The sequence below is a fragment of the Erythrobacter sp. BLCC-B19 genome (assembly GCF_028621955.1).
GTDB lineage: Bacteria > Pseudomonadota > Alphaproteobacteria > Sphingomonadales > Sphingomonadaceae > Erythrobacter.
In genome coordinates, this window is record NZ_CP117516.1 from 654,220 (window position 1) to 679,385 (window position 25,166).

The following is a 25,166-nucleotide window of genomic DNA, read 5'->3' on the forward strand; positions in this document are numbered from 1 at the left end:
GCCGGGTCATCCGATCCAGCCGAGCGCCAGCGCGCCCCAGACCGCACCCCCGCCCAGCAGCGTGGCGACCAGATAGCCCAGCCAGCCGCGGCCCTCGCGCTTGTCGGTCAGCAGCGGGATGTCCGGCAGCGGCGGCGGTTCGGGCGCGCCGCCCTTGGGCGGGAACATTTCTTCGACGCGGCGGATCAGGCCCGGCAGGCGCAGCAGGGTTTCGGCATCCTGCTTCAGCCGGTCGGCGAGGGCCGCCTCCGGCCCCAGCTCGTCACGGATCCACGAGCGGACATAGGGCGCGGCGGTATCCCACATATTGATGTCGGGGTTGAGCTGGGTGGCGATGCCTTCGACCATCACCATCGTCTTCTGCAGCAGCAGCAGGTGCGGCTGGGTCTGCATATCGAAATCGCGGGTGATGGCGAACAGCCCGTCAAGCATCTGGCCGACGCTCAATTCCTTCACCGGCTTGCCGCGCATCGGCTCACCCACGGCGCGCAGCGCGGTCGCGAATTCGCCGACCGAATGGTAACTCGGCACATATTGCGCCTCGAAATGGATTTCGGCGACGCGCTGGTAATTGCCGGTGGTCAGCCCATAGAGGATTTCCGCCAGCCACTGCCGCGCGCGCCGGTCGATCCGGCCCATGATCCCGAAATCGATCGCGACGATGGTGCCGTCGTCCTCCACGAACAGGTTGCCCTGGTGCATATCGGCATGGAAGAACCCGGCGCTGATCGCTTGCGTCAGAAAGCTGATGACCAGCTTTTCCGAGATCGCCGCCAGATCATGTCCGCGCGCGCGCAATTCGTCGACGCGGCTGATCTTGATCCCGTCGATCCACTCGATCGTCATCACCCGGCCATTGGTGCGATCCCAGTCGACATTGGGGATGCGGTAGCCGGGGACGCCTGCCATCTGCTCGGCGAGTTCGGAGGCCGAAGCCGCCTCGCGCCGCAGGTCGAGTTCCGAATTGGTCCAGCGCTTGAAGTTGGCGATGGTGAGGCGCGGGCGCAGGCGCGCGGCCTCTCCGCCCATCGCCTCGACATGGGCGGCGGCCCATTCATAGGTCTGGATATCGCGCGCGAACTTCTCGCGGATGCCGGGGCGCAGCACCTTGATCGCGACCTTGCGGCCATCGGTGGTGACACCCTTGTGCACCTGAGCGATGCTGGCTGCGCCGACCGGCTCAGGATCGATCTCGGCAAAAAGCGCTTCAAGCGGCTGGCCGAAACTGCTCTCGATCGCGGCCCTGATCTGCGCGAAGGGCACCGGGGGGAGGCTGTCCTGAAGGCTCAAGAGATTGTTCGCCGCTTCCTCGCCGACCAGATCGGGGCGGGTGGCGAGGCTTTGCCCCAGCTTGATCGCCGCCGGACCGATGGCGCGGAAGGCGCCCGCGTAGTCGGGCTTGCCGCGCTTGCCCGTCAGCGTCGCCAGCCGCGCGAGCCGCACAAGGCTGCGCACCGGCGCGGGCGCATTGGGATCATTCTCGATCCCCACCAGCGCGCGCCGCCGGGCAAGCGTGACGCCCCAGCGCGCAAGGCGGGAGAGGTGGACAACGGAAGAGGTCACTGGATCAGATCTTCCACCCCGAATGGATCGCCACCGCGCCGCCAAGGATGATCTCGGCCTTGGTGTTCACGAACCCGGCCGCGCGGATCATGCTCTCGAACTCGGGGGCGCGCGGGAACTTGCGGATCGATTCGGCGAGATAGCGATAGCTGTCCGCATCGCCCGCAATCGCCTGTCCCATGCGCGGCATGATGTGGAGCGAATAGAAGTCATAGATCTCGCGGAAGCCCGACCAGTCGGTGACCGAGAATTCCATGCAGAAGAACCGCCCGCCGGGCCGCAGCACGCGGTAGGCTTCGGCCAGCGCCTTGTCCTTGAAGGTGACGTTCCGGATACCGAAGACGATGGTGTAGGCATCGAAGGTGTTGGACGCGAAGCTGACGGCTTCCGCGTTCTGGTGCGAGAAGACGAGGCTGCCCGCCCCTTCCGCCTCGTCGCGCTCCATCGCGCGTTCCGCGCCGACATCGAGCATATCCTGATTGATGTCGGCGACGGTGATGTTCGCCCCGCGATCCGCCATGCGGAAGGCGATGTCGCCGGTGCCGCCCGCCATGTCGAGAATGTTCTCGCCCGGCTGCGGCTTCACGCGCCGCACGAAGCGATCCTTCCAGCCGCGATGCATACCGAAGCTCATCGCGTCGTTCATGATGTCGTATTTCTTCGCGACGCTGGAGAAAACCTCGCCCACACGGCGGGTCTTTTCCTCGGGCGAGACATTTTCGAAGCCGAAGGAGACGGTATCGTCGGTGCTTTGTGTCATGCGGCGTTCCCTAGAGGGAATTGAGCCGGGCGCAAAGGGTGTTACAGGGTGCGCCATGTGCGAAGATTGCAATGCCTGAGCTGCCCGAGGTCGAGACAACGGTCAGGGGTCTGGCCGCCTTCCTTGAGGGCGAGCGGATCACGCGCGTCCAGCTGAACCGAGCCGACCTGCGCCGCCCCTTCCCGGCCGATCTGGTGCAGGTGATGACCGGGGCGACCGTGATGTCGCTGTCCCGGCGGGCCAAATATGGCCTGATGCACCTCGATCGCGGGGCAACGATGATCTTCCACCTCGGCATGAGCGGGCGCTGGCGGATCGATCCCGAAAGCGCCGACACCCACGATCACCTGCTGCTGGAGACCGCCAGCCACCGCTTCGCCCTGTGCGATCCGCGCCGCTTCGGCTCGGTCGATCTGGTCGAGACGGGCGGGCTTGAGGCATGGCCGCAATTCGCCGCGCTCGGGCCGGAGCCGCTGGGGCCGGGGCTCAGCGCGGGCCACCTCAAGGCCGCGCTTAAGGCCAAGACGCAATCCATCAAGCTGTGCCTGCTCGACCAGCGGATCGTGGCGGGCTTGGGCAATATCTATGTCTGCGAGGCGCTGTGGCGCGCCGGGATCCGCCCGACCAAGCCTGCGGGCAAGGTGACAGGGGCGCAGCTTGCGCGCCTCGTCCCGGCGATTGTCGATGTGCTCGAAGCCTCGATCCGCGACGGCGGCTCGACCTTGCGCGACTATGCCCGGCCCGATGGCGAGCTGGGCTATTTCGCCAGCTCCTTCGACGTCTACGGGCGCGAAGGCGAGGCCTGCCGGCGCGACGATGGCGGGGTGATCCAGCGCATCGCGCAAGGCGGACGCAGCACCTGGTTCTGCCCCATCTGCCAGAAGTAGGCGAGAATCGTTGACCTCAAGCGCCATTCTGACTAAGGGCGCTGCTTTCCGGCGGTTGGGCCATGCGTCCGCTCGCCCTTTTTCGAGCAACCGCCACCTCATTTCCCGGTCGTCGCAAGCGGCCTGAACCAAACGCGAGACAGACACGAACATGGCCAATACGCCGCAAGCCAAGAAGCGCATCCTCCGCAACGCCAACCGCGCCGCCATCAACGGCGCGCGCATCAGCCGCATCCGCAGCTTCATCAAGAAGGTCGAAGCCGCCTGCGAAGCCGGCGACAAGGAAGCCGCTGCCGCTGCGCTCAAGGCGGCCCAGCCGGAAATGGCCCGCGGCGTTGCGCGCGGCGTGCTGCACAAGAACACCGTGGCCCGCAAGATGTCGCGCCTGACTCGCCGAGTCGCCACGCTCTGAACCGAATCGCTGCACCCCGGATCACCACATACTGCGTGTGATTACGGGTTGCCGAGGCCGGAAATCCCAAACGGGCCGCGCTGAACAGGCGCGGCCCGTTTCGTTTGTGACACTTGCGACAGGCCTATCATCCACAAACGTCAGGATTCCTCGCGATTCGCATGGTGAATGGCAGGTTTATTCAGCAAAATCATAGACTTCAACGCAAGTCTGCGGGCCTGCCGCGAGTCAACAGGATTATTTCACTTTTTTTAAAAGTCCGCGCTTGCGCAAAGCGGCGCAGCGTTCTTTACAGAACCTCCATCCGGCGCGGGACAGTCCGGGTGCTTTTACAAACTGACCGACAGGGGGGTTCCCGGAATTTCTGATTCCGGGAAGTGGAAAGGCAGTGCCTGTCGCAATGGGATGAAATAGTGTCGGCGGATCTGGGAGGGTCCAGCCGGCCGCGCGTGAATTGGGGATGAGCTTGTGCACAGGACTGACAAGGCGCGGACGAGTGGCCGCCATGCCGATGAGCATTTGATGGAAGATGTCGAAGCCGTAAATCTCGCTGCCGATTGGTCCGATATCAGTCAGGGTCTGCGCAAGGATCTGGGTCACCAGCTTCACAGTCAGTGGATCAAGCCGATCCAGCTGGGTGCGCTGAACCGCGAGACCGGGGCGCTTGATCTCTATCTCCCCACCGAATTTTCGGCCAACTGGGTGCGTGACCGGTTCCACGACCGGCTGCAACTGGCGTGGAGCATCGCGCGCAGCGAAGTGCGCGAGGTCAACATCATGGTCCATCCGGGCCGCCGCCAGCTGCCCGACCTGCGTCTCGACGATGGCCGCCGCCCCGCCAATGACGGCGCGAGCGCGATTGCCATGGCCGCAGGCGCGCTGGGTGATGCGACCTTCACCTCATCGGTCGGGCTCGATGCCTCGCTGACCTTTGCCGCCTTCATCACCGGCGAGGCGAACATTCTCGCCTGCAACGCCGCGCAGCGCATGGCGGCGCTCGAACAGCCGCAATTCTCGCCGCTCTATCTCAAGGCGGCGACCGGACAGGGCAAGACCCACCTCCTGCACGCGATCGGCCACGGCTATCTCCAGTCGCACCCTCGCGCGCGGATTTTCTACTGCTCGGCCGAGCGTTTCATGGTCGAATTCGTGCAGGCCTTGAAATCGAGCCAGACGATCGAGTTCAAGGCGCGGCTGCGCAGCTTCGATCTGCTGCTGGTGGACGATATCCAGTTCATCATCGGCAAGGCGAGCGCGCAGGAAGAACTGCTCTACACGATCGACGCGCTGCTGGCCGAGGGCAAGCGGCTGGTCTTCGCCGCCGACCGCGCGCCCCAGGCGCTGGACGGGGTGGAGCCGCGCCTGCTCAGCCGCCTGTCGATGGGTCTGGTGGCCGATATCCAGCCCGCCGATATCGAGCTGCGCAAGAAGATCCTCGTCAGCAAGCTCACCCGCTTTGCGCCGCTGAGCGTGCCCGAAGATGTGGTCGATTTCCTCGCCCGCACCATCACCCGCAATGTGCGCGAGCTGGTTGGCGGGCTCAACAAGCTGATCGCCTATGCCCAGCTGACCGGGCAGGACGTGTCGTTGCAGCTGGCCGAAGAACAGCTGACCGACATCCTCAGCGCCAACCGCCGCCGGATCACCATCGATGAAATCCAGCGCACCGTGTGCCAATTTTACCGCATCGACCGCGCCGAGATGAGCAGCAAGCGCCGCGCCCGCGCGGTGGTGCGCCCGCGTCAGGTGGCGATGTATCTCTCGAAGGTCTTGACCCCGCGCAGCTACCCCGAAATCGGGCGCAAGTTCGGCGGGCGCGACCATTCGACCGTGATCCACGCGGTGCGCCTCATCGAAGACCTGCGCCAGCGCGACGCGGACATGGACGGCGATGTGAGGAGCTTGCTGCGGCAGCTCGAGAGCTGATCCGCCACAGGCTATCCCCCAACTTTGCACCACTCTTTCGACAGGCCTGCCCACAGGCCTGTCGACAGGCTCTGCACAGGCTGTAAACAGCCCGTCCATGCCTCATCTGCGCCTTTCTCCCGAGCTTATCCAGCTACCCACCGGCTGGATTCCCGCCCTCCTGCGCGGGGCCAAGTGCCGCTGCCCGCGCTGCGGCGAGGCACCGCTGTTCCGCGCATGGCTCAAGCCGGTCGACCGCTGCAGCCATTGTAAGCAGGACTGGTCGGTGCAGCAGGCCGATGATTTTCCGGCCTATATCGGCATCTTCGTGGTCGGCCATCTGCTCGCGCCGGTGGTGATCGCGATGATTTCGGGCGGCGTGTCGGCGTGGCTGACGCTGGCGATCCTGCTTCCGGTGTCGATCATCATGCTGCTCGCCATGCTCCAGCCGACCAAGGGCGCGGTGATCGCCTTCCTGTGGTGGCACGGCATCGGCGCCTTCAAGCAGGAGCGGCGCAAGGAGGACAAGACGCCGTGAGCCTCTCGCCAGCACGGCTCGAACGCTTTGCCCGCCATATCGTGCTGCCCGAAGTCGGCGGCGCGGGGCAGGTGCGCCTCGCCGCGTGCAAGGTCGCGATCATCGGCCTCGGCGGGATCGGCAGCCCTGCCCTCCAATACCTCGCCGCGAGCGGGATCGGGCGGCTGGCGTTGGTTGACGATGATGTGGTCGATGTGAGCAATCTCCAGCGCCAGACGATCTTCACCACCCGCGATGTGGGCTATGGCAAGGCGGTGTCGGCGCGGCGCTGGCTGGCGAACTTCGATGATGCCTTGCAAGTCGATGTGTCCGACGCGCGGATCACGCCGGAGAACGCCGCGAGCCTGATCGCGGGCGCCGATCTGGTGCTCGACGGGACCGACAATTTCGCCACCCGCCTCGCCGTCTCGGACGCTTGCGTTGCCGCAGGTATCCCGCTGCTCTCGGCCGCGGTGGGACGCTTTCAGGGACAGGTCGGCGCATGGGCCGGGCACCTCGACGATCAGGCCTGCTACCGCTGCTTCGTCGGCGATGCCTTCGACGCCGAGGACTGCGACACCTGCGCCGATGACGGGATGCTCGGCGCGATGGCGGGCTGGGTCGCGACCTTCGCCGCGATGCAGGCGGTCAAGGTGCTGCTGGCGGGCGTGAGCGCGCTGGGCGATCCGGGCTTTGGCAAGCTCCATATCCTCGACGGGCTCGACCCGGGGATGCGCGCGATCCGGATTGCCAAGGACCCCGCCTGCCGCGCGTGTGGCTCAGCCGCCTAGCACCTCTTCCACCCATTCCGGCACCAGCACGCTCGCCGGGCCGAGGCGGGTTTCGTGGAAGAAGCGCGAGCCTTCCGAGCGTTCGAGATTGAGTTCGAGGCACCGCGCCCCCGCCCCCCGCGCCTCCTGCACGAAGCCTGCTGCGGGATAGACCGCACCCGATGTGCCGATGCTGACGAACAGGTCGCAGGTCTCGAGCGCCTGATAGATGCGGCCCATCTGGTAGGGCATCTCGCCGAACCACACCACGTCGGGGCGCAGTGTCGGCGCGCGGCAGACGGGGCACGGGGGGCGCTCGATCATGGTGCCGAGCCACGGGGAGCGGGTCTCGCAGGAGGTGCACAGCGCGCTCTTGAGCTCCCCATGCATGTGCAGCACGCGGGCCGATCCGCCGCGTTCGTGCAGGTCATCGACATTCTGCGTCACCAGCAGCAGATCGCCCGCAAACGCCCGCTCCAGCCGCGCCAGCGCGTCATGCGCCGGGTTCGGCGCGACATTGGCGAGCGCGGCGCGGCGCATATCGTAGAAATTGAGCACCAGATTGGGATTGCGCGCGAAGCCCTCGGGCGTGGCGACATCCTCCACCCGGTGCTGCTCCCATAGGCCGCCGGCGCTGCGGAAGGTGTCGATCCCGCTTTCGGCGGAAATCCCGGCCCCGGTGAGGATGACGATGCTGCGCGGTGTGCTCATTTTGCCTTCCGTTCGGGCTGAGCTTGTCGAAGCCCTGCCCTTTCTTCAAAGGACGTAGAAGGAAAAGCCGTCGTTGGGCAACGCCCAGCTTCGCTTCCGACAAGCTCAGGACGAACGGGGAGTGATCATGGCACTGCGATTCGGAGTGATCGGGCACAAGGGCCGCATGGGGCAGGCGCTGGAGGTGGCGATTGCTGAGGCGGGGCACGCGCTGTGCGTCGGCGTGGATGCGGGCGGCAGCATCGGGCCGCACGCCGCGCAGTGCGACGTGCTGGTCGATTTCTCCGCGCCGGATGCGCTCGCAGCCAATCTCGGCGCGGCGAAGGTGGCGGGCAAGCCCATCGTCGTCGGCACCACGGGGCTGGAAGAGCCGCATTTCGTCATGCTCGCCGAAGCCGCGCGCGCCATACCGGTGCTGCAATCGGGGAACTTCTCGCTGGGTGTCACGCTGATGGCCCATCTGGTGCGCGAGGCCGCCGCAAGGCTGGGGCCGGAGTGGGACATCGAGGTGCTGGAAATGCACCACCGCATGAAGGTCGACGCGCCGAGCGGCACCGCCAAGCTGCTGGGCGAGGCGGCGGCGAAGGGGCGCGGGATCATCCTCAGCGACAACATGGAAAGCGGTCGCCACGGCATGACGGGCAAGCGCGCCGAGGGCGCAATCGGCTTTGCCACCCTGCGCGGCGGCACCGTGGCGGGCGAACATTCGGTGATCTTTGCCGGGAGCGAGGAGCGCCTCACCCTGTCGCACTCGGCGGAAAACCGCATGATCTTTGCGCGCGGCGCAGTGCGCGCGGCGGAATGGCTGACCGGGCAGAGCGCCGGGCGCTATACGATGGAAGATGTGCTGGGGCTCTAGCTTGACCGATTAGAGCGCGGGTGTATTATTGGTGTAATACACAAGGGGATCTTCAGACATGACAACAATTCTCACGCCCGCGCAGCAGGCCGCGCAGATGGTCGACAGCCTCGGGCCGGAGGCATTGGCGCAGGCGCAGGCCTACACCACCGGCAATCACTGGCTGCTGCTGGGCGGGGTGCTCGTCTCGATCCTCGTCGCCTTCATCATGGTGCGCCTGAAGCTGCTTGACCGGATCGCGGCCCGCTTTGCCCGGCCCGAGGGGTTCCTCGCGACCTTCACCGTCAGCGCCGGGTTCATGCTGATCTCCGCCCTCATCGCCCTGCCCTGGACGCTCTACACCGATTGGCACCGCGAGCGCAGCTATGGCCTCTCCAGCCAGCCCCTGGGCGATTTCCTCGGCCAGATGGCGATCGGCGAGGGGCTCGGCATGGTGATGGGCGGGCTGTTTCTGGCCGGGGTCTATGCCCTGATCCGCAAGACGGGCGCGCGCTGGTGGCTGTGGAGCGGCGGGCTGGCGGGGGTGACGGTGCTGTTGGCACTGCTGGCCGCCCCGCCGCTGATCGAGCCGCTGTTCAACGAATACAAGCCCGTGCCACCGGGCGAGGTGCGCACCGCGCTCGAACAGATCGCCGATGATGTCGGCATCCCGAAAGACCGCATCTTCATGTATGATGGCTCGCGCCAGTCGGATCGCTTCACTGCCAATGTTTCCGGCATCGGGCCGAGCGCGCGGATCGCGATTTCGGACGTGGCCTTGAAGCAGGCGAGCCTTGCCGAAGTGCGCGCCGTGACCGGGCACGAAGCGGGGCATTACCAGCTTGGCCATGTGTGGCGCTATGCGGTGATCTTCCCGCTGCTGGCGATGGCGTTCTTCTTCCTGCTCGACCGGCTGTTCGCCCCGACCGCGCGTCTGCTGGGGAGCGATGCCCGGCTGGACGAGGCGCGCGGCCTGCCTGCCTTTGCGGTGGTCGGATCGATCCTCGGCCTGCTGGTGACGCCGCTCACCAACACCCTCACCCGTGTGGGCGAGACCGAGGCCGATCAATATTCGCTGGAGACCGTGAACGAGCCCGATGCGCTCGCCACCGCTCTCGTGAAGACCGCCGAATACCGCTACCCGCGCCCCTCGGCGATCGAGGAAGCCTTGTTCTACACCCACCCCTCGGTCGAAAAGCGTGCGCTGATGGCGATGGAGTGGAAGGCAGCGCACCCCAAGGCCGCAGCGAAGTAACGAGGGGAAAGCGGGCATGGAGGACGATTTCGATGATCTGGCCTATCACCGCGACCATGTGAGCGCGCTGATCGCGGGGGGCTTTTTCAACGAGGATGACCTCGAAACCTACATCGCCGACATGGCCTTCGATCCCGACGCAGCGCCCTACGCTGCTGCCGTGCGCGATCACGCCCGCGCGGCCATGGTCGCCAAGCGCGCCGCCGAGGCAGGCTGGCCGGCCGAGACCGATTGCGACCGGCTGGACCGGGCCTTCGCCGCGCTGGAAGCGGACGGCATCCTCGCGCTCCACAATGCCGGGGTGACCACCAGCGATGCGCATGGCGATGCGTGGGACACCATCGGCCGCAGCCCGCCCGGCCGCTGGCGGGGCTTTGCCTTCTACCACGGGCAGGACGTGGATCGTGCGGTCGGCGGCGGCGGGCTGTTCATCGGCTTCGATGCCGTGGCCGAGGGCGCTCCTGCAAAGCAGGCGATCGGGGATGCCATCACTGCCGCGCTTGCTGCCGAGCGCTTAGCCGCGAACTGGAACCGCGATCCCGAAACCCGCATCGAAGTGCCTGGCATCGTCTGGCAGCGCCGCACCCGCTGGACGCGCCCCGCCCCGTCACCGCAGGCCGGGTCGAGCGGGAACGGCCTTTGGCGGCGATTGTTCGGCTGAGGCATGACAAAGGACCAGATCTTCGAATTCTTCCGCCGTCTCGCGGAAGACAACCCCTCGCCCCAGACCGAGCTGGAATATGGCAATGCCTATCAGCTGCTGGTCGCCGTGGCGCTATCGGCGCAGGCGACCGATGTGGGGGTCAACAAGGCCACCCGCGCGCTTTTCCGCGAGGTCGAAACGCCGCAGCAGATGCTCGACCTTGGCGAGGAGGGCCTCAAGGAGCACATCAAGACCATCGGCCTGTTCAACTCCAAGGCCAAGAACGTGATCGCGCTCTCGCAGATTCTCGTCGATGAACATGACGGCGAAGTGCCCGACACCCGCGAGGCGCTGGTGAAGCTGCCCGGCGTGGGGCGCAAGACCGCCAATGTGGTGCTCAATTGCTGGTTCGGGCAGGAGACCTTCGCGGTCGACACACACATCTTCCGGCTCGGCAACCGCACCGGCATGGCCAAGGGCAAGACCCCGGATCATGTCGAGGCCAAGCTCGAAAAGCGCGTGCCCGCCCCCTTCCGCCGGGATTCGCACCACTGGATGATCCTCCACGGGCGCTATGTCTGCAAGGCGCGGCAACCCGAGTGCTGGCGCTGCAAGGTCGCTGACCTGTGCAGCTTCCGCAAGAAGGTGCTGGAGAACCCGCGCGGCTGATCCGCCTGCGGGTTCCGTTGCAAAACCATACCATTAGGCGGCCTGCGCGAATCGGGTTAACCTCCCCGGACATATCAGGGGAGAGAAGCCCATGCGCTTTGTCACGTCGTCCCGCCGCGCTCTGCTTGTGAGCGCTTGCCTGTCGCTCGCGGCGCTCCCCGCCATCGCGCAGGACGCTGCCCCACCCGAAGACGAGACCGAGGCTGAGGCTGACGACCAGAGCGCCTATGATGCGGTGATCGTCACCGCCACCCGCATCACCGCAGGCGGCGCCAAGGATGTGAAGCACTTCCGCTCGATTGCCCTGAGCGACTTTGCCGACGGCCTGCCCGATGCCACAAGCCTCACCGCCGAAGGGCTGCTCAGCGAGCACGATCTCGCCCTGCCCCCCGCCGGGCCATGCGAACAGCTGTTCTGCGTCGTCCCCCATGCGAAGCCTGCAAGCTGGGATGCGGGCACGCAGTTCCTTGGCATCGGCTTCGACAGCAATGTCGATGCGGACAGCTACAAGGCCGAACCGCTGAGCCTGATCGCGGTAATCGACCGTTCCGGCTCGATGTCGGGGCCGCCCATCGCGCAGGTCAAGGCAGGGCTCCACGCCGCGCTCGACCAGATGCGCGAGGGCGACCGGTTCGGCATCGTCATCTATGGCAGCGACACGCGCGTGCATCAGCAGGTGGTCGATGTCGAAGGCAACCGCGCAGCGCTGCACCGCGCGATCGATGCCATCGAAATCAACGGCTCGACCTATATGGAAGCCGGGCTGAAACTCGGGTTCGAAACCGCCTTTGCCGAACTGGGCAGCAGCCGCGGCAAGACCCGCCTGATGCTGTTCACCGACGAGAACCCCAATGTCGGCGATACCTCGGCGGCAGGCTTCATGGGGCAGGCGCTGGACGGGTCGCGCAAGGGCGTGGACATGACCACCATCGGGGTGGGCGATCACTTCCGCAGCGATCTGGCGGTGAAGATCTCGAGCGTGCGCGGCGGGAACATGTTCTTCCTGCCCTCCGCGGATTCGGGCAAGGCGCTGTTCGAGCGCGAGTTCGCCAACATGGTCAGCGCGGTCGCCTATGATCTGGTGCTTTCGATCGACCCGGCCGACGGGATGAAAGTCGGCGCGATCTATGGCGTGCCGGGCGAGGTGATCGCCGATGCGGGCGCCGGCACGGTGACAGTCACCATCGGCAGCGCCTTCCTGTCGAGCAATGGCGGCGGGATCTTCGCGACGCTGGAAGGCACGCCCGCCCAGCCGGGCAGCGCGCTGGCGCAGGTGTCGGTGACCTATACCGACGCGATCACCGACAAGCGCGAAAGCGATGCCAAGCCGGTGATCGCCGCCAGTGGCCCGCCGCCTGCCAATCTCGCCAAGGCCGAAATGCTGGTCGACCAGTTCCGCAGCACGCAGGCGGCGCTCACTGCCTATCACGAGAAAAACGACCCCGCCGCCGCCGCCAGCATCCTCGGCGATCTGTCGCAGCGCATGGCCGCCGCCGACATCGAGGGGCTGGGCGAGGAGCAGAAGCTGGTCGGCACGCTCCAGACCCGCGCGGCCAAGCTTGCCGGGCTGATGACCGACGGCAAGACCGAGCCTTACGAGGTCGTCGGCATCTGGCGCGTGGCGATGCACAAGGGGGTGGACGACATTTCGCGCGGCGACCGGGTCGAAATCACCCGCGACGGCGAATTTATCACCGAACGCACAAAGGGCCGCGCCGCCGGGGACGAAATCTATCAGGAGTTCGCCATCAACGAACGGCAGTTGCACATCGAGGGCACCGATCTGGTGTTCAACTATCGCATCCGGGGCGACCGGCTGGTGCTGAAGAACGCGCTCGATGGGGTGGAAATCCAGATGGTGCGCGAGGTCAGTTGAGGCGCGGGCTTAAGCTCCGGTTCAAGCACGGAGGCGTTTGATGGCAGCGTGTCATCTGTGGGAGAACGATGCCATGACCCTGCGCCTTTACGCCCCCGCCGCAATGATCGGACTTGCGGCATCGCTCGCCGCCTGCGCGCCGACCGATCCTGCCGTCGACGCCGCGCGCACCGCCGCCGCGATTGCGGATGCGCCTGCGGCCACGGTGAAGGGAGCAGGCGAGCGCTGCATCCCCCGCTCGCAAATCCGCCAGACCATCGTGCGATCGGACATGGTGATCGACTTCGAAATGCAGGGCGGGAAGGTCTATCGCAACACGCTCAGAAGCCGCTGCCCAAGCCTCGCCTTCGACCGGGCGATCACCTACGAAACCTCGATTGACCAGCTGTGCAGCCAGCAGATCGTCTATTCCCTGCAAAACATCGCCGGCGTGCCGCAACGCGGCGCAGGCTGCTCGCTGGGCGAGTTTGTGCCGGTCGAGTATGTGCGGAAAGCGAAGGGGTAGGCCAGCCTCAGCCGACCGTTACGAACTGGCCGCTGCGGTCGACCTCATAGACCACACCCGGCCGGATCGCCTTGCCGTCCACCACCGCCGTCGCGAAGCGGGTGCTGCCGTCCTTGCCGCGATAGGTGCCGACCAGCAGCGCACCGAGATCGCCTGACAGGTGGTTATCCTCGAAAGCGATGGCGACGCCGCAGGTTCCGGCGTGCGCGCGCGCGGGGCCGCTCTTGATCAGATCAGGCAGGTAGTCACGCGCGATGGCCACGCCGCCGGTCGCGACGCGGGCCTCGGCGCCCTTTGCGTTGCGCCTGCGGGCAATGGCAACCGCCGCCGGGCGGGCGGACATCGCCTTGCCGTCCATGGTCGCCGCAATGCCATAGGTGCCGCAGGTGGCATCGCCGCCTCTTGCGCAGATGGCCACCGACTCGTCGCCACCGACTGCATTACTTCCAGCCTGAGCAAAGACGACACAGCCAGCCCCTCCATTGGCGAGGCCCTTCTTGTTGTCCAATCCAGGCCCGCACATGGCGATCCCAGCCTTCTGGACATGCGCCTCTCCGACGATCCCGGCACAGGCGATGCCGCCGAGCCCGGCATAGGCCTTGCCGCCGTCCCCGGTGATGACCGCAACAAAGGCTTCCGAGCTGCGGTCTATGCTCTCAGGAAACTTGCTGAAGCTGACGTCGACGATCTGGCTGCTGCCACCTGCAATATCCTCCTGATCCATTGCCCCCCTTTCTTGGGCTTACCGCCCCTCTTCAAAGTTGCTCGGGTCGAGATCCAGCCCCGCACGGCCATCGGCGGCGGTGTGCGCCGGCGCGTGGGGGTGTTCGACCACCTCGGGCTCTTCGACTTCGAGCATCCCTTCCCACTTGGTGATCACCGCAGTCGCCACCGCATTGCCCACCACGTTGGTCGCGGTGCGGCCCATGTCGAGGAACTGGTCGATGGCAAGGATGATCGCCACGCCCTCGACCGGCAGGCCGAACATGGCAAGCGTGCCGGTGATCACCACAAGGCTCGCGCGCGGGACGGCGGCGATGCCCTTGGACGAGATCATCAGCGTCAGCAGGATCATGATCTGGGTGCCGATGCTCAGCTCGATCCCGTAAGCCTGCGCGATGAAGATCGTCGCGAAGCTCATGTACATCATCGAACCGTCGAGATTGAACGAGTAGCCCAGCGGCAGCATGAAGCCTGAAATCCGGCGCGGCACGCCGAAGCGGTCGAGCTGTTCGAACAGCTTGGGCAGCGCGGCTTCGGATGAAGCGGTCGAAAAGGCGATCATCAGCGGCTGGCGGATATAGCGGATCAGCGCGAGGATGCGCCGCCCCAGGAACACCGCCCCCGCCCCCAGCAGGATCGCCCACAGCAGCACCAGCGAGAAATAGAATTCGAGCAGCAGCGTGAGGTAGGTGCCGAGGATCGACAGACCACTGGCGGCCACGACATTCGCCAGCGCGCCGAACACCGCTACGGGCGCATAGCGCATGACGTAGCCCGTCACTTGCAGCATCATCTCGGCGAGCGCATCCGCCCCCGTCACCAGCGCCTTGCCGCGATCGCCGATGGCCGACAGGGCGACCCCGGCAAAGATCGAGAAGACGAGGATTTGCAGGATGTTGTTGGTCGCCAGCGCCTCGACCGCGTTCTTGGGGAAGATCGAGAGGATGAAGTCGGTCGCCTTCAGCTCCTTGACCTCGCCCACCGCAGCGGTGGCAGCGGCAGCATCGGGGATCGGCGCGCCGACGCCGGGCTGGAACAGGTTGACCAGCACAAGGCCGAGGCCAATCGAGATCAGGCTCGCGGTGATGAACCACGTCAGCGCCCGCACCCCGATGCGGCCCAGCGCCGCGCTGTCGCCCATGTGGGCGATGCCGACGACGATGGTGGACAGCACCAGCGGCGCGACCAGCATCTTGATGAGGTTCAAAAAGATGTCGGACAGCAGCTTGAACCACGGAGCGATGTCGGCCTTGATCACATCGGCAGGGACGCTCTGGTTGAGCACCTGTCCGACGATCACGCCGAGCACCATGCCGACGAGGATATAGAGGGTCAGCTTGCGGTCCATATTCGCTCCCGTCCGCCGCGGCGGCTATTCTTCAATCGTTTCAAGCGCCAGCGCCGCCGCAGCGATGCGGGCATAGATGCGGGCGAGGACGGCCAGATCGGGGATCGCCACCGCCTCGTCGCGCTTGTGCATCGTCGCGTTGCACAGGCCGAATTCGATCACAGGGCATATACTGCGCAGGAACCGTGCATCGGATGTGCCGCCGGTGGTGGAAAGTTCGGGCGCGATGCCGGTCTCAGCCTCGACCGCTGCGCTCACCAGCTTGGAGAAGGCGCCCGGCTCGGTCAGGAAGGGTTCGCCCGAGATCACCGGGCGCGCGCTGCCGCCGTGCTTTTCGGCGATGGCGCAGACGCGGTCGGACAGGCTCTTGCCGGTGTGCAGGTCATTGAACCGGATCGAAATGCGCGCCGCCCCCGCCGCAGGGATAACGTTGTGCGCCTTGTTGCCGACATTGATGTCGGTGATTTCGAGGTTGCTCGGCTGGAACCACCTGGTGCCGGTATCCAGCGTCAGCGCGTCCAGCTCGGAGAGGATCGCCACCAGCTTGGGCAGCGGATTGTCGGCCAGATGCGGATAGGCGACGTGGCCTTGCGTTCCTTCCACGTCGATGAAGATGTTGACCGATCCGCGCCGCCCGATCTTCACCATGTCGCCCAGCCGGTTGACCGAGGTGGGCTCGCCGACAAGGCACAGGTCGGGGCGGATGCTCTCTGCCGCCATGTAATCGATCAGCGCGCGGGTGCCGTGGAGCGCCGGGCCTTCTTCATCGCCGGTGATGATGAAGCTGATCGTCCCCGCCTCCTGCGGAACTTCGGCGACGGCGGCGACCATCGCCGCGATCGCGCCCTTCATGTCGACCGCGCCGCGCCCGTGGAGCAGCTCGCCCCGCTCCTGCGGATCAAAGGGGTCGGAGGCCCAGCCCTCACCCGGCGGCACCACATCGAGGTGCCCGGCAAAGGCGAAATGCTTCGACCCCGCCGGGCCGGGCCGGATCGCGAAGAGGTTTTCGACCGGGGCTTCGTCCGAACCCTCCGGCCCGTCCCCGCGCACAAAGCGGTGGACGGCAAAGCCCAGAGGGGACAGCATCGCTTCCATTTCGGCAAACACGGCGCCGGTTGCTGGCGTCACGGATGGCGCGGCGATCAGGCGCTTGGCAAGGTCGGTGACGTCAAGCATGGTGCTTGCCTAGCAGGAGTTTCCGGCAATGCCCAAGCTTGATCTCACCGCGATTCCCCAAACCAATGCGACCGGCTATCCGCCGCCGTTTGACGCGGCGGTCGCAGGGCGCTGGTATCGCCGCCTCGCGCCGCCCGCGGGGCTGACGCTGATGGGGGCGAGCCATGTGACCCTCGCGCCGGGCGCCTTCTCCTCGCAGCGCCACTGGCACCGCGGGCAGGACGAGCTGGTGGTGATGATCAGCGGCCATGCGGTGCTGATCGACGATCACGGCGAGACACCCGTGGGGCCGGGCGATGTGCTCGCCTTCCCGGCGGGGGAGGAAAACGGGCACCATCTGCACAACCGATCCGATGCGCCGTGCATCTTCGTCGCCGTCAGCGCAGGCGGGCGCGAGGCTGACAGCGGCGAATATTCCGACATCGACATGGTGTTCGACGCTGAAGGCTATGCGCGCAAGGACGGCACCCGTTACGAGGCGCACCGCATCCCGTGATCGACGCCGGGGTTGATTGGGCTGGCTTTGCGCTTGCGGTGCTGCTGATCGAGCTGACGCCGGGACCGAACATGGCGTGGATCGTCACGCTCACGCTCTCGCAAGGGCGGCGCGCGGGGCTCGGCGCGATTGCCGGGATTGCGCTGGGGCTGGCGGCCAATGCCGTCCTCAGTGTCATCGCGGCCAGCCTGATCCTCGGGCAGGGAGCAGGTCTTGAGCGCGCCGTATCGCTGCTCGCGGCGGCGATGATGGCGTGGCTGGCGTGGGAGGCGTGGCGCGATGCGGGCATCAGTTCCACCGCACAGCCGCCGCGCAGCGATAGCCCGCGTCACGCGCTCGCAGGCTTTGTCATCAATTTCCTCAACCCCAAATCGGCGCTGTTCCTGATCACGGTCATGCCGCAGTTCGTGACCGGCGGACGACCGAGCCTTGGGCAAGGGCTGAGCCTTGCCGCAGTGAGCGTCACCATCGCCACCGCTGTCCACTGCGCGCTGGTGCTGGGGGCCGGACGCGCGCGGGGGGCGCTGATGGCCGAGGCGCGGGCCAGGGCGGTGCGCCGGGTGCTGGCGCTGGCGATGCTGGGCGTGGGCGTGTGGTTCGCGTCGAAGGCGTTCTAGCGAACCACCTCGAACTGTTCGATCACCCATTCCTCACGCCCCGCCGCCTCGATCCATTCGCGCATCCAGTCATGCTCGGCGATGGCCTCAATATAGGCCTGGGCAAAGCCGGGAACGCCGATGCCATAGGTGACGAAGCGGGTGACGATCGGCGCGTAGAAGATATCCGCCGCACCAAAAGTGCCGAACAGGTATGGCCCCGCGCTGCCATGGCGCGCGCGGGCTTCGGCCCACAGGGTGAGGATGCGGACGATATCGTGGCGGGTCGCGTCAGACAGGCCCGGCAGCTCCACCCGGCGGCGAATGTTCATCGGCAGCTCGCGGCGCAGCGACTGGTAGCCCGAGTGCATCTCGGCCACCATCGCCCGCGCCATGCCGCGCGCGGCCTCTTCCTTCGGCCAGAACCGCGCCCGCCCGACCTTGTCGGCGAGGTATTCGAGGATCGCGAGGCTATCCCACACCACCGCATCGCCATCCCACAGGATCGGCACCTTGCCGCTGGAGGGCTGCACCTCGCCCATGTCGTGCTTCAGCCGCTCCCACTCCTCCCCCATGATCGGCACGGTGAGCTCTTCGAAATGCAGGCCGGACTGCTTGACCGCCAGCCAGCCGCGAAGGCTCCAGCTGGAATAGTTCTTGTTGCCGATGATGAGTTTCATGGGTCTGCGCTCCACCTGCGAGACGGTTTGTGAAGGCTCCCTAGGAATTCAGACTAGCGCTGTCGAGGCTGAACGGTTTATCGCAGGCGAACAAGGAGCCGCCGCGATGACCCTGCCCCCCTTCCACCTCGCCTTCCCGGTCGACGATCTGGCCGAGGCCCGCCGCTTCTATGGCGGCGTGATGGGCTGCGGCGAAGGGCGGTCTTCGGAGGAATGGATCGACTTCGACTTCCACGGCCACCAGATCGTCGCCCACCTCGCGCCGGGCAAGGCGGGTGACCGCGCCAACACCCATGTCGACGGGCACGGCGTGCCGGTGCCGCATTTCGGGCTGGTGCTGTCGATGCCCGACTGGGAAGCGCTGGCTGATCGGCTGCGGGCGGGGGCTGCGGATTTCGTGATCGAACCGACCATCCGCTTCAAGGGCCTGCCGGGCGAGCAGGCCACCATGTTCCTGCGCGACCCCAGCGGCAATGCGCTGGAGTTCAAGGCCTTCGCCGACCCCGCCAGCCTGTTCGCGACCTAGAACTTCAGCCGCGACTGGAAGGTATCGGCCACCGCATCGCCCGTCGCATTGCGCGCCGGTTCGAACTGCGCGCCTTCCTCCAGCATCTCGCACACCCTGGCATCGAGCGCCGGAGCGCCGCTGGATTCGACAATCGTGCAGCCTGACACCGACCCGTCGGGCGCAACGCCAAGACGGAAGGCCACCACCCGCGCCGTCGCACCTGCGGTGGGCAGGTCGGAACGGGTGATCGACGGGAAGGACAGCGCCCGCGCGCGCACCACCGGGATCGTCGCCGGATCGCGCGGCTTGAGCTTGGCAGCGCAGTTCGTCATGGCGGTCAGAGCAGAGGGCAGTCCTGCAAGACCCATCGCGATCGGCGGCCCGCCTTCCAGCCTGATGGTCACCTCACCGCCCGTCCCCAGCGCGGCGCGCACGGTTTCGGTCGCCGCCGCCGTGAAGCCGGGTGTGCCGTCACTGGTGCGCGCGCCGCGGGCCTCGAAAGCCAGTGCGGCACCGTCGACTTCCAGAACGCCCGGCACCACGTCGCCTTGCGCGATGGTCATGTCCGGATGGTGCACGCGCCAGATGCTGCCGCCCTCGGCATTGATCGCAAGGAACAGGAATCCGCCGTCCGGCTGCCCCGAAACCGAGCAACTGGAGGGCGATTCCCGCACCGTCCATTCCAGCTGCGCGGGCGCGCCCTGCGCCAGGGCGGCAACCGGCACGGCCGCGATGGCCAGACCAGCGGCGCGGATCATCATGCGAACCATCGGGCACATTCCTCTCTGCCTGAAGCCCCCTCAGCGATAGTGCGCGGGCTTGAGGTCGTATTTCGCAAGCTTGTCGTAGAGCGTCTTGCGCGGGGTCTGCAACTGCGCCTGCAAGGCAGCAATATCACCCCGGCAGCGGCGCAGCGCGTCTTCGAGCACGGTGCGTTCGAAATCTGCGACGATCTGCTGGAGCGACAGCTCGGACGAACCGGGGGCAGCTGGCAGGGTGTCGAGATCGGCAAGGCCGAGCACGAAAGCGCGCGCATAGCCTGACAATTCGTGGAGGTTGCCCGGCCACTTGTGGGTCTGAACGTGCCGCCACTGGCTCGCCCCGATGGTCGGCGCGGGCATATCCAGTTCGCGGGCATGGCGGGCGACAAAGCGGCGGAACAGCTCCGGCAGATCCTCGCGCCGCTCGTCAAGCGCCGGAAAGGCGATCTGCACCGCGCCCAACCGGTGCCACAGCGGATCACGCGCGTCTTCGGCGGCCCCTCCAGCGAGCTGGGCGATGATGATGCGGATGTTGAGCCGCCGGGGCTGCGCCGCGCCGATCGGCAGCACCTGCCGTTTTTCCACCAGCGACAACAGCCTTGTCGTCAGCACCCCGCTGGCCGCCTCGATCTCGTCAAGGAACAGCGTCCCGCCCTGCGCACGCTCGATCAGCCCGGTGCGCGAAAGTCCCACCCCGCCGGGCCCGCCCGGATCGCGGCCGAACAGCAGCAGTTCGGCATCCTCATGCGCGAGCACGCCGGCATCGACCGTCACAAAGGGGCGACTGCGGCGCGGGCTGAGGTCATGGATCGCGCGCGCGGCGTGGCTCTTGCCCGTGCCGGCCGGGCCGGTCAGCACGACATCGATTTCCGACCGCGCGACCCCCTCGATCACCGATCGCAGCCGCTGGGCGGCGGGCGAGGTGCCGGGGATCGCGCTGTGAGCGCTGCGCCCTGCCTCTTCGCGCAAACGCCGGTTTTCAAGCGCCAGCGCCCGGCGCTCGGCAGCGGCGCGCACGGCGAGGATCAGATCGGCGGAGGAATAGGGCTTGGTCAGGAAATCCGCCGCGCCGTTCTTCATCGCCGCCACCGCCATCGCGACATCGCCGTGCCCGGTGGTGAGGATCACCGGCAGATCGGGGTCGATCTCCCGCAGCCGCGCGAAGAAGGCGATCCCGTCGATGCCGGGCATCCGCACATCGCTGACGACCACACCGGGAAAATCCGCCGTCAGCCAGTCGAGCGCCGCGCGCGCATCGGCAAAGCCCGTGACCTCGGCCCCGTCGAGGCTGAGCATCTGCATCGTCGCCTCGCGCAGCGGCAGCTCGTCCTCGACCAGCGCGACATGGATCGGGGCGGCGCTCATGCGGCGGGCATGACCATGGTGAAGCGCGCGCCGGCGGGCACCGCCTCATGGCGGAGGTCGCCGCCCAGCTGGCGCATGATGTCGCGCGATATGGCAAGACCAAGGCCAATGCCGTCAGGCTTGCTGGTGACGAAGGGCTGGAACAGGGTATCGACGAGGTCTGCCGGAACGCCGGGGCCGCTGTCGGTGACGCTGAGGTGCAGCGCAGCGCCCTCCGCCGCGATCGCCAGCACAATCGCGCCGCCCGTCTCGCAGGCCTGCACCGCGTTCTGGAGGAGATTGACGAGCACCTGCTCCAGCTGGACGTGCCGCGCCCGCACCGTGGCGGTGGCGGCCTCTGCGGCAGGGGGCGTGAGGGCGATGCCCTTCTGCCGGATCTGGTCACGCAGCAGCAGCAGCGACCCGTCGATCACCTCGGCGAGGGTAACAAGGCGCGGCTCCTCGATCTGGCGGCGGCTGAAGTTGAGCTGTTCCTCGGTGATCTCGCCGATCCTTGCGGCAAGCCCGGCGATGCGGGCAAAGTTCGCCGCCGCCTCGTCGGTGCGGTCGGCCGCGAGCAGGCGTTCGCCATTTTCGGCAAACACCCGCATCGCGGCGAGCGGCTGGCGGATCTCATGGCCCAGCCCGGCGGTGATCTGGCCGAGTGTGGCAAGGCGGTTGGCCTGTCGCAGCTGTTCGCGCAGTGTCGCGGTTTGCGCAGCGGTTGCAGCGGCAACGCGGGTTTCGCGCAGGCGCTGCCATTGCCACACGCCCGCCGCCAGCAGCGCGAGCAGCGCCAGCGCGCTCACCCCTGCCAGCCGGCCATTGGCAAGCGCCACCGACACCCGCGGCGCCGGGTCGGCCAGCAGATGCAGCTCCCAGCCGACCGGCGCAATCGGCTGGATCTTCTCGATCATCCGCACCGGTGCGCCGGGCTGGTCGTTGCCGGGCAGCAGCAAGGGCCGCGGCTTGGCCACGCCGTAACGCACCGCATCGCGCGCCGGATCGCGCAGGCTGGCCGCGCCTGTGCTGGGCGGGACAGCGCGGAACCGCCAGTCAGGATCGCTCGCCAGCAGCACGATCCCGCCCGCATCGGTGACGAACACGCCATCCTCGGCATCGCGCCAGCGCGCTTCGAGACTATCGAACTCGACCTTGACCGCCACCACCCCGAGAGGCCTTTCCGCCGGGCCGACACGCTGGGCAAGGTAGAGCCCCGGGCGACGGCTCACCGTGCCGAGCGCAAACTCGCTGCGCGTGCCATCGGCCAGCGCCCCGGCAAAATAGTCACGGAACCCGTAATTCGATCCGATAAAGCTGTCGGGCCGATCCCAGTTGCTCGACGCAAGCGTCGTGCCCTTGGCGTCCATCAGATAGATCGCCGCCGCGCGGGTCTGCTGCGCGAGCGCGGCAAGGCGGCGATTGAGCACGGCCTGCTGTCCGCGCTCGCCCGCCAGCAAGGCGGCAACCTCGGGATCGGCGGCAAGCACGCGCGGGACGAGGCTGAACTTGTTGAGCTCGCTTTCCAGTCCGGCGGCAAGGATCGCGGCCTGACTGGTGGCGACCGTGCGGGTTTCAGCCAGCGCACTCACCCGCATCGCGCGGTCGAGCCCGAGCATGGCAAGGCCGCCAATCAGCAGCACCGCCAGGGCCGCGATCCCGGCCAGATACCAGCGCCCTAGCCTGACCTGCATTGCATGGCGCTCCCTCCTGCCCCAGCCTTGTGCGCTTTTCCGCACAGGGCGCAAGAAAATTGTGCGGATTTCCGCACAACGGACTCCGGGAACGCCCCCAAGTTTCTGAAAAGACGCAAGACGCATCCGGACACCGCGAAGCTTGCACCACGCTATCGCTGCGCCGATCCTTGCGCGCGGAGAGCAGATAGCCTTGGGGAGCGAGCGACCAATGGGTTCGCACAGCGTCATTTCACCGGTGACACCGCCGGAGCGCAAGCCGCTCTACCGGCAGCTTTACGTGCAGGTGCTGGCCGCGATCGCGCTGGGTGCCTGCGTCGGGCACTTCGCCCCCGAATTCGGCGCCAGCCTCAAGCCGCTGGGCGATGGCTTTATCAAGCTGGTGAAGATGATCATTGCCCCGGTGATCTTCATTACCGTGGCCACCGGCATTGCCGGGATGCGCGACTTGAAGGCGGTCGGCAGCGTGGCGGGCAAGGCCTTTGCCTATTTCCTCACCTTCTCGACCCTCGCGCTGGTGATCGGGCTGGCCGTGGCCAATCTGGTGCGCCCGGGCGAAGGGCTGAATATCGACCCGGCGACGCTCGATACCGCGGCGGTTGCCGACTATGCCGACAAGGCCGAGGCGACCAGCATCACCGGCTTCCTGCTCGGCATCATCCCCGAAACCCTGTTCAGCGCGGTCACCGACGGGCAGATCCTGCAGGTGCTGCTAGTGGCGATCCTGACCGGAGTCGCGATTGCCGCGACCCGGCCCGCGAGCGATCTTGTCACCGACGTGCTGACATCCTTCGGCGCGGTGGTGTTCAAGCTGGTGGGGATGCTGATGAAGCTGGCCCCGATCGGCGCCTTCGGGGCGATGGCCTTCACCATCGGCGAGTTCGGGATCGGCAGCCTCGCCAACCTCGCGGCGCTGGTGGCGACCTTCTATCTCACCTCGCTGCTGTTCGTGATCGTGGTGCTGGGGCTGGTGGGGTGGTTCACCGGCTTTTCGGTCCTCGCCCTGATCCGCTACCTGCGCGCCGAATTGCTGCTGGTGCTGGGCACATCCTCGTCGGAGGCCGCATTGCCGAGCCTGATGGAGAAGATGGAAGCCGCCGGATGCCGCAAGGCGGTGGTCGGCCTTGTCGTGCCGACGGGCTATTCCTTCAACCTCGACGGCACCAACATCTACATGACGCTCGCCGCGCTGTTCATCGCGCAGGCCGTGGGCGTGGAGCTTTCGCTGATGGATCAGCTGACGCTGGTGCTGGTGGCGATGATCAGTTCCAAGGGCGCTGCGGGGGTAACGGGATCGGGCTTCGTGATCCTTGCCGCGACGCTTTCGGTGGTGCCGGGGGTGCCGGTGGCTGGGATGGCGCTGATCCTCGGCATCGACCGCTTCATGTCCGAATGCCGCGCGCTCACCAATTTCATCGGCAATGCGGTGGCGACGATCGTGGTGGCCAAGTGGGAAGGCGCGCTCGACGAGACGCGCCTTGCCGCAGCCCTTGCCGGCACGCCCATGCCGCTGCCGCCTGAGGATATCGAGCGCCACGAACGCTCCGGCTCGGTCAGCGAGAAAATCGCCAAGGTGCTGGAGAAATCGGCATGATCCGCGCGCTGCTCGCCCTCCTCGCCCTGCTCGCACCCGTAGCGCTGGCGGCTGAGACCGCGCCGCCGCGTGAGGAGATTCGTCTGTGGCCCGGTACGCCGCCGGGACTGGGCAAGGTCGCGGGCGAGGAGAAAATCGGCACCGAGGGCAGCGGGCTTGGCGCGGTCTCGAACGTATCCGTCCCCCGGATGCGCGTCTATCGCCCCGCCCAGCCCAATGGCGCCGCCGTGCTGGTCGCGGGCGGGGGCGGCTATTTCCGCATCCAGCTCAAGAAGGAAAGCACGCCTGCGGCCGAATGGCTCGCCGCGCAGGGCTTTACCGTGTTCGAGCTGATCTACCGCCTGCCCAATGACGGGTGGGACGCTGCCGCCCCCTTCATGGATGCGCAGCGGGCGATGAAGATCATCCGCACCCGCGCAGGCGAATTCGGGATCGCGCCCGACCGGATCGGGATCATGGGCTTTTCGGCAGGCGGCCATCTGGCGGGCTTCACCGCCTATCAGCCCGCCCGCGCGCTGTATGAGGGCAAGGACAGGTTCGAACACGTCTCGGCCCGGCCCGATTTTGCCGTGCTGCTGTTCCCGGTCGTCACCCTGCGCGCGCCTTACGACACCACCCGCACCCGCCGCGAGATCGTGGGTGACAAACCCACGCCCGAGGCCGAGGCCGCGTGGTCGCTCGATACCTATGCGGCCAAGGACGCGCCGCCGACCATCATCTTCGCCGCCGCCGACGATCCGACCACGCCGCCGGGGCACGGCATCCTCTTGTTCCAGTCCCTCATCGCCGCCGGGGCAAGCGCGGAGCTGCATCTGTTCCGCGATGGCGGCCATGGCTGGGGACTGGGCACGCCCGATCAGGTCATCAGCCAATGGCCGGGGCTGTTCGCACATTGGGCACAATCACTCAAAATCATCGAAAAACGGGGAGAATAA

At 66.8% G+C, this 25,166-nt stretch carries 26 protein-coding genes; 16 read left to right on the plus strand and 10 right to left on the minus strand.

Features of this window, described 5'->3' with window-relative positions; all coding sequences use genetic code 11:
* Positions 1–6: 6 nt before the first annotated feature.
* Complete coding sequence (ubiB, locus tag PS060_RS02835) at positions 7–1,563, minus strand: 2-polyprenylphenol 6-hydroxylase (protein ID WP_273985313.1); 1,557 nt, start codon at positions 1,561–1,563, stop codon at positions 7–9.
* 4 nt (positions 1,564–1,567) lie between these two features.
* A complete protein-coding gene (locus PS060_RS02840) occupies positions 1,568–2,323 on the minus strand; it encodes a class I SAM-dependent methyltransferase (protein ID WP_273985315.1) in 756 nt (251 codons plus the stop codon).
* 71 nt (positions 2,324–2,394) lie between these two features.
* On the opposite strand from PS060_RS02840, the gene mutM reads away from it, so the two are divergent.
* The 5 genes from mutM (at position 2,395) to PS060_RS02865 (ending at position 6,835) form a co-directional block, all read left to right on the plus strand.
* Complete coding sequence (gene mutM / locus PS060_RS02845) at positions 2,395–3,210, plus strand: bifunctional DNA-formamidopyrimidine glycosylase/DNA-(apurinic or apyrimidinic site) lyase (protein WP_273985316.1); 816 nt, start codon at positions 2,395–2,397, stop codon at positions 3,208–3,210.
* 151 nt (positions 3,211–3,361) lie between these two features.
* Positions 3,362–3,622, plus strand: coding sequence for a 30S ribosomal protein S20 (rpsT, locus tag PS060_RS02850; RefSeq protein ID WP_273985317.1), 261 nt, complete (start codon positions 3,362–3,364; stop codon positions 3,620–3,622).
* A gap of 522 nt (positions 3,623–4,144) precedes the next feature.
* Positions 4,145–5,548: a chromosomal replication initiator protein DnaA gene (gene dnaA / locus PS060_RS02855; RefSeq protein WP_273985318.1), complete on the plus strand. Its 1,404-nt coding sequence runs from the start codon at positions 4,145–4,147 to the stop codon at positions 5,546–5,548.
* Between the two features lie 97 nt (positions 5,549–5,645).
* Complete coding sequence (locus PS060_RS02860; RefSeq protein WP_273985319.1) at positions 5,646–6,065, plus strand: DUF983 domain-containing protein; 420 nt, start codon at positions 5,646–5,648, stop codon at positions 6,063–6,065.
* Entirely contained in the window at positions 6,062–6,835 is a 774-nt protein-coding gene (locus tag PS060_RS02865; protein ID WP_273985320.1) for a HesA/MoeB/ThiF family protein, read from the plus strand. Before PS060_RS02860 ends, PS060_RS02865 begins: the two co-directional genes overlap by 4 nt.
* Here the strand turns inward: PS060_RS02865 and PS060_RS02870 are convergent.
* Complete coding sequence (locus tag PS060_RS02870) at positions 6,824–7,525, minus strand: NAD-dependent deacylase (protein WP_273985321.1); 702 nt, start codon at positions 7,523–7,525, stop codon at positions 6,824–6,826. The genes PS060_RS02865 and PS060_RS02870 overlap by 12 nt on opposite strands.
* A gap of 127 nt (positions 7,526–7,652) precedes the next feature.
* Here PS060_RS02870 and dapB point away from each other — a divergent pair, with 127 nt between their 5' ends.
* The 6 genes from dapB to PS060_RS02900 all read left to right on the plus strand — a co-directional run bounded on the left by dapB (position 7,653) and on the right by PS060_RS02900 (position 13,311).
* A complete protein-coding gene (dapB, locus tag PS060_RS02875; protein ID WP_273985323.1) occupies positions 7,653–8,384 on the plus strand; it encodes a 4-hydroxy-tetrahydrodipicolinate reductase in 732 nt (243 codons plus the stop codon).
* Between the two features lie 58 nt (positions 8,385–8,442).
* Entirely contained in the window at positions 8,443–9,618 is a 1,176-nt protein-coding gene (locus tag PS060_RS02880; RefSeq protein ID WP_273985324.1) for a M48 family metalloprotease, read from the plus strand.
* A 16-nt stretch (positions 9,619–9,634) separates the two neighbouring features.
* Entirely contained in the window at positions 9,635–10,279 is a 645-nt protein-coding gene (locus PS060_RS02885; RefSeq protein ID WP_273985325.1) for a DUF6891 domain-containing protein, read from the plus strand.
* Between the two features lie 3 nt (positions 10,280–10,282).
* Positions 10,283–10,930 (plus strand): endonuclease III, encoded by a 648-nt coding sequence (nth, locus tag PS060_RS02890; RefSeq protein WP_273985326.1) that lies wholly within the window; start codon positions 10,283–10,285, stop codon positions 10,928–10,930.
* A 127-nt stretch (positions 10,931–11,057) separates the two neighbouring features.
* Complete coding sequence (locus tag PS060_RS02895; RefSeq protein WP_273985328.1) at positions 11,058–12,806, plus strand: vWA domain-containing protein; 1,749 nt, start codon at positions 11,058–11,060, stop codon at positions 12,804–12,806.
* A gap of 73 nt (positions 12,807–12,879) precedes the next feature.
* The gene (locus PS060_RS02900; RefSeq protein ID WP_273985331.1) at positions 12,880–13,311 is read left to right on the plus strand and encodes a hypothetical protein; all 432 of its coding nucleotides are present in this window, start codon (positions 12,880–12,882) and stop codon (positions 13,309–13,311) included.
* A 7-nt stretch (positions 13,312–13,318) separates the two neighbouring features.
* Here the strand turns inward: PS060_RS02900 and PS060_RS02905 are convergent, their stop codons facing one another.
* The 3 genes from PS060_RS02905 to dapE are packed head-to-tail and all read right to left on the minus strand — an operon-like array spanning position 13,319 to position 16,558.
* Entirely contained in the window at positions 13,319–14,035 is a 717-nt protein-coding gene (locus PS060_RS02905; RefSeq protein WP_273985334.1) for a hypothetical protein, read from the minus strand.
* 18 nt (positions 14,036–14,053) lie between these two features.
* A complete protein-coding gene (locus PS060_RS02910) occupies positions 14,054–15,382 on the minus strand; it encodes a dicarboxylate/amino acid:cation symporter (RefSeq protein ID WP_273985336.1) in 1,329 nt (442 codons plus the stop codon).
* Between the two features lie 24 nt (positions 15,383–15,406).
* Positions 15,407–16,558: a succinyl-diaminopimelate desuccinylase gene (gene dapE / locus PS060_RS02915; protein ID WP_273985337.1), complete on the minus strand. Its 1,152-nt coding sequence runs from the start codon at positions 16,556–16,558 to the stop codon at positions 15,407–15,409.
* A 28-nt stretch (positions 16,559–16,586) separates the two neighbouring features.
* Here dapE and PS060_RS02920 point away from each other — a divergent pair, with 28 nt between their 5' ends.
* Complete coding sequence (locus tag PS060_RS02920; protein WP_273985338.1) at positions 16,587–17,054, plus strand: cupin domain-containing protein; 468 nt, start codon at positions 16,587–16,589, stop codon at positions 17,052–17,054.
* Positions 17,051–17,671: a LysE family translocator gene (locus PS060_RS02925; protein ID WP_273985340.1), complete on the plus strand. Its 621-nt coding sequence runs from the start codon at positions 17,051–17,053 to the stop codon at positions 17,669–17,671. Before PS060_RS02920 ends, PS060_RS02925 begins: the two co-directional genes overlap by 4 nt.
* Here the strand turns inward: PS060_RS02925 and PS060_RS02930 are convergent.
* Positions 17,668–18,330 (minus strand): glutathione S-transferase family protein, encoded by a 663-nt coding sequence (locus PS060_RS02930; protein ID WP_273985342.1) that lies wholly within the window; start codon positions 18,328–18,330, stop codon positions 17,668–17,670. The two genes, PS060_RS02925 and PS060_RS02930, sit on opposite strands and share 4 nt — an antisense overlap.
* Positions 18,331–18,436: 106 nt before the next feature.
* Here PS060_RS02930 and PS060_RS02935 point away from each other — a divergent pair, with 106 nt between their 5' ends.
* A complete protein-coding gene (locus PS060_RS02935) occupies positions 18,437–18,856 on the plus strand; it encodes a VOC family protein (protein WP_273985344.1) in 420 nt (139 codons plus the stop codon).
* Here PS060_RS02935 and PS060_RS02940 read toward each other — a convergent pair.
* The 3 genes from PS060_RS02940 to PS060_RS02950 are packed head-to-tail and all read right to left on the minus strand — an operon-like array spanning position 18,853 to position 22,637.
* A complete protein-coding gene (locus PS060_RS02940; protein WP_273985345.1) occupies positions 18,853–19,608 on the minus strand; it encodes an energy transducer TonB in 756 nt (251 codons plus the stop codon). The genes PS060_RS02935 and PS060_RS02940 overlap by 4 nt on opposite strands.
* Before the next feature lie 30 nt (positions 19,609–19,638).
* Positions 19,639–20,964, minus strand: coding sequence for a sigma-54-dependent transcriptional regulator (locus tag PS060_RS02945; protein WP_273985346.1), 1,326 nt, complete (start codon positions 20,962–20,964; stop codon positions 19,639–19,641).
* On the minus strand, positions 20,961–22,637 hold the full coding sequence (locus PS060_RS02950; protein ID WP_273985347.1) for a sensor histidine kinase: 1,677 nt from the start codon (positions 22,635–22,637) through the stop codon (positions 20,961–20,963). Before PS060_RS02950 ends, PS060_RS02945 begins: the two co-directional genes overlap by 4 nt.
* Positions 22,638–22,848: 211 nt before the next feature.
* On the opposite strand from PS060_RS02950, the gene PS060_RS02955 reads away from it, so the two are divergent.
* Together PS060_RS02955 and PS060_RS02960 are read left to right on the plus strand one after the other, a co-directional pair.
* Positions 22,849–24,231, plus strand: coding sequence for a dicarboxylate/amino acid:cation symporter (locus PS060_RS02955; RefSeq protein ID WP_273985348.1), 1,383 nt, complete (start codon positions 22,849–22,851; stop codon positions 24,229–24,231).
* Entirely contained in the window at positions 24,228–25,166 is a 939-nt protein-coding gene (locus PS060_RS02960) for an alpha/beta hydrolase (RefSeq protein WP_273985349.1), read from the plus strand. The genes PS060_RS02955 and PS060_RS02960 overlap by 4 nt, the downstream gene beginning before the upstream one ends.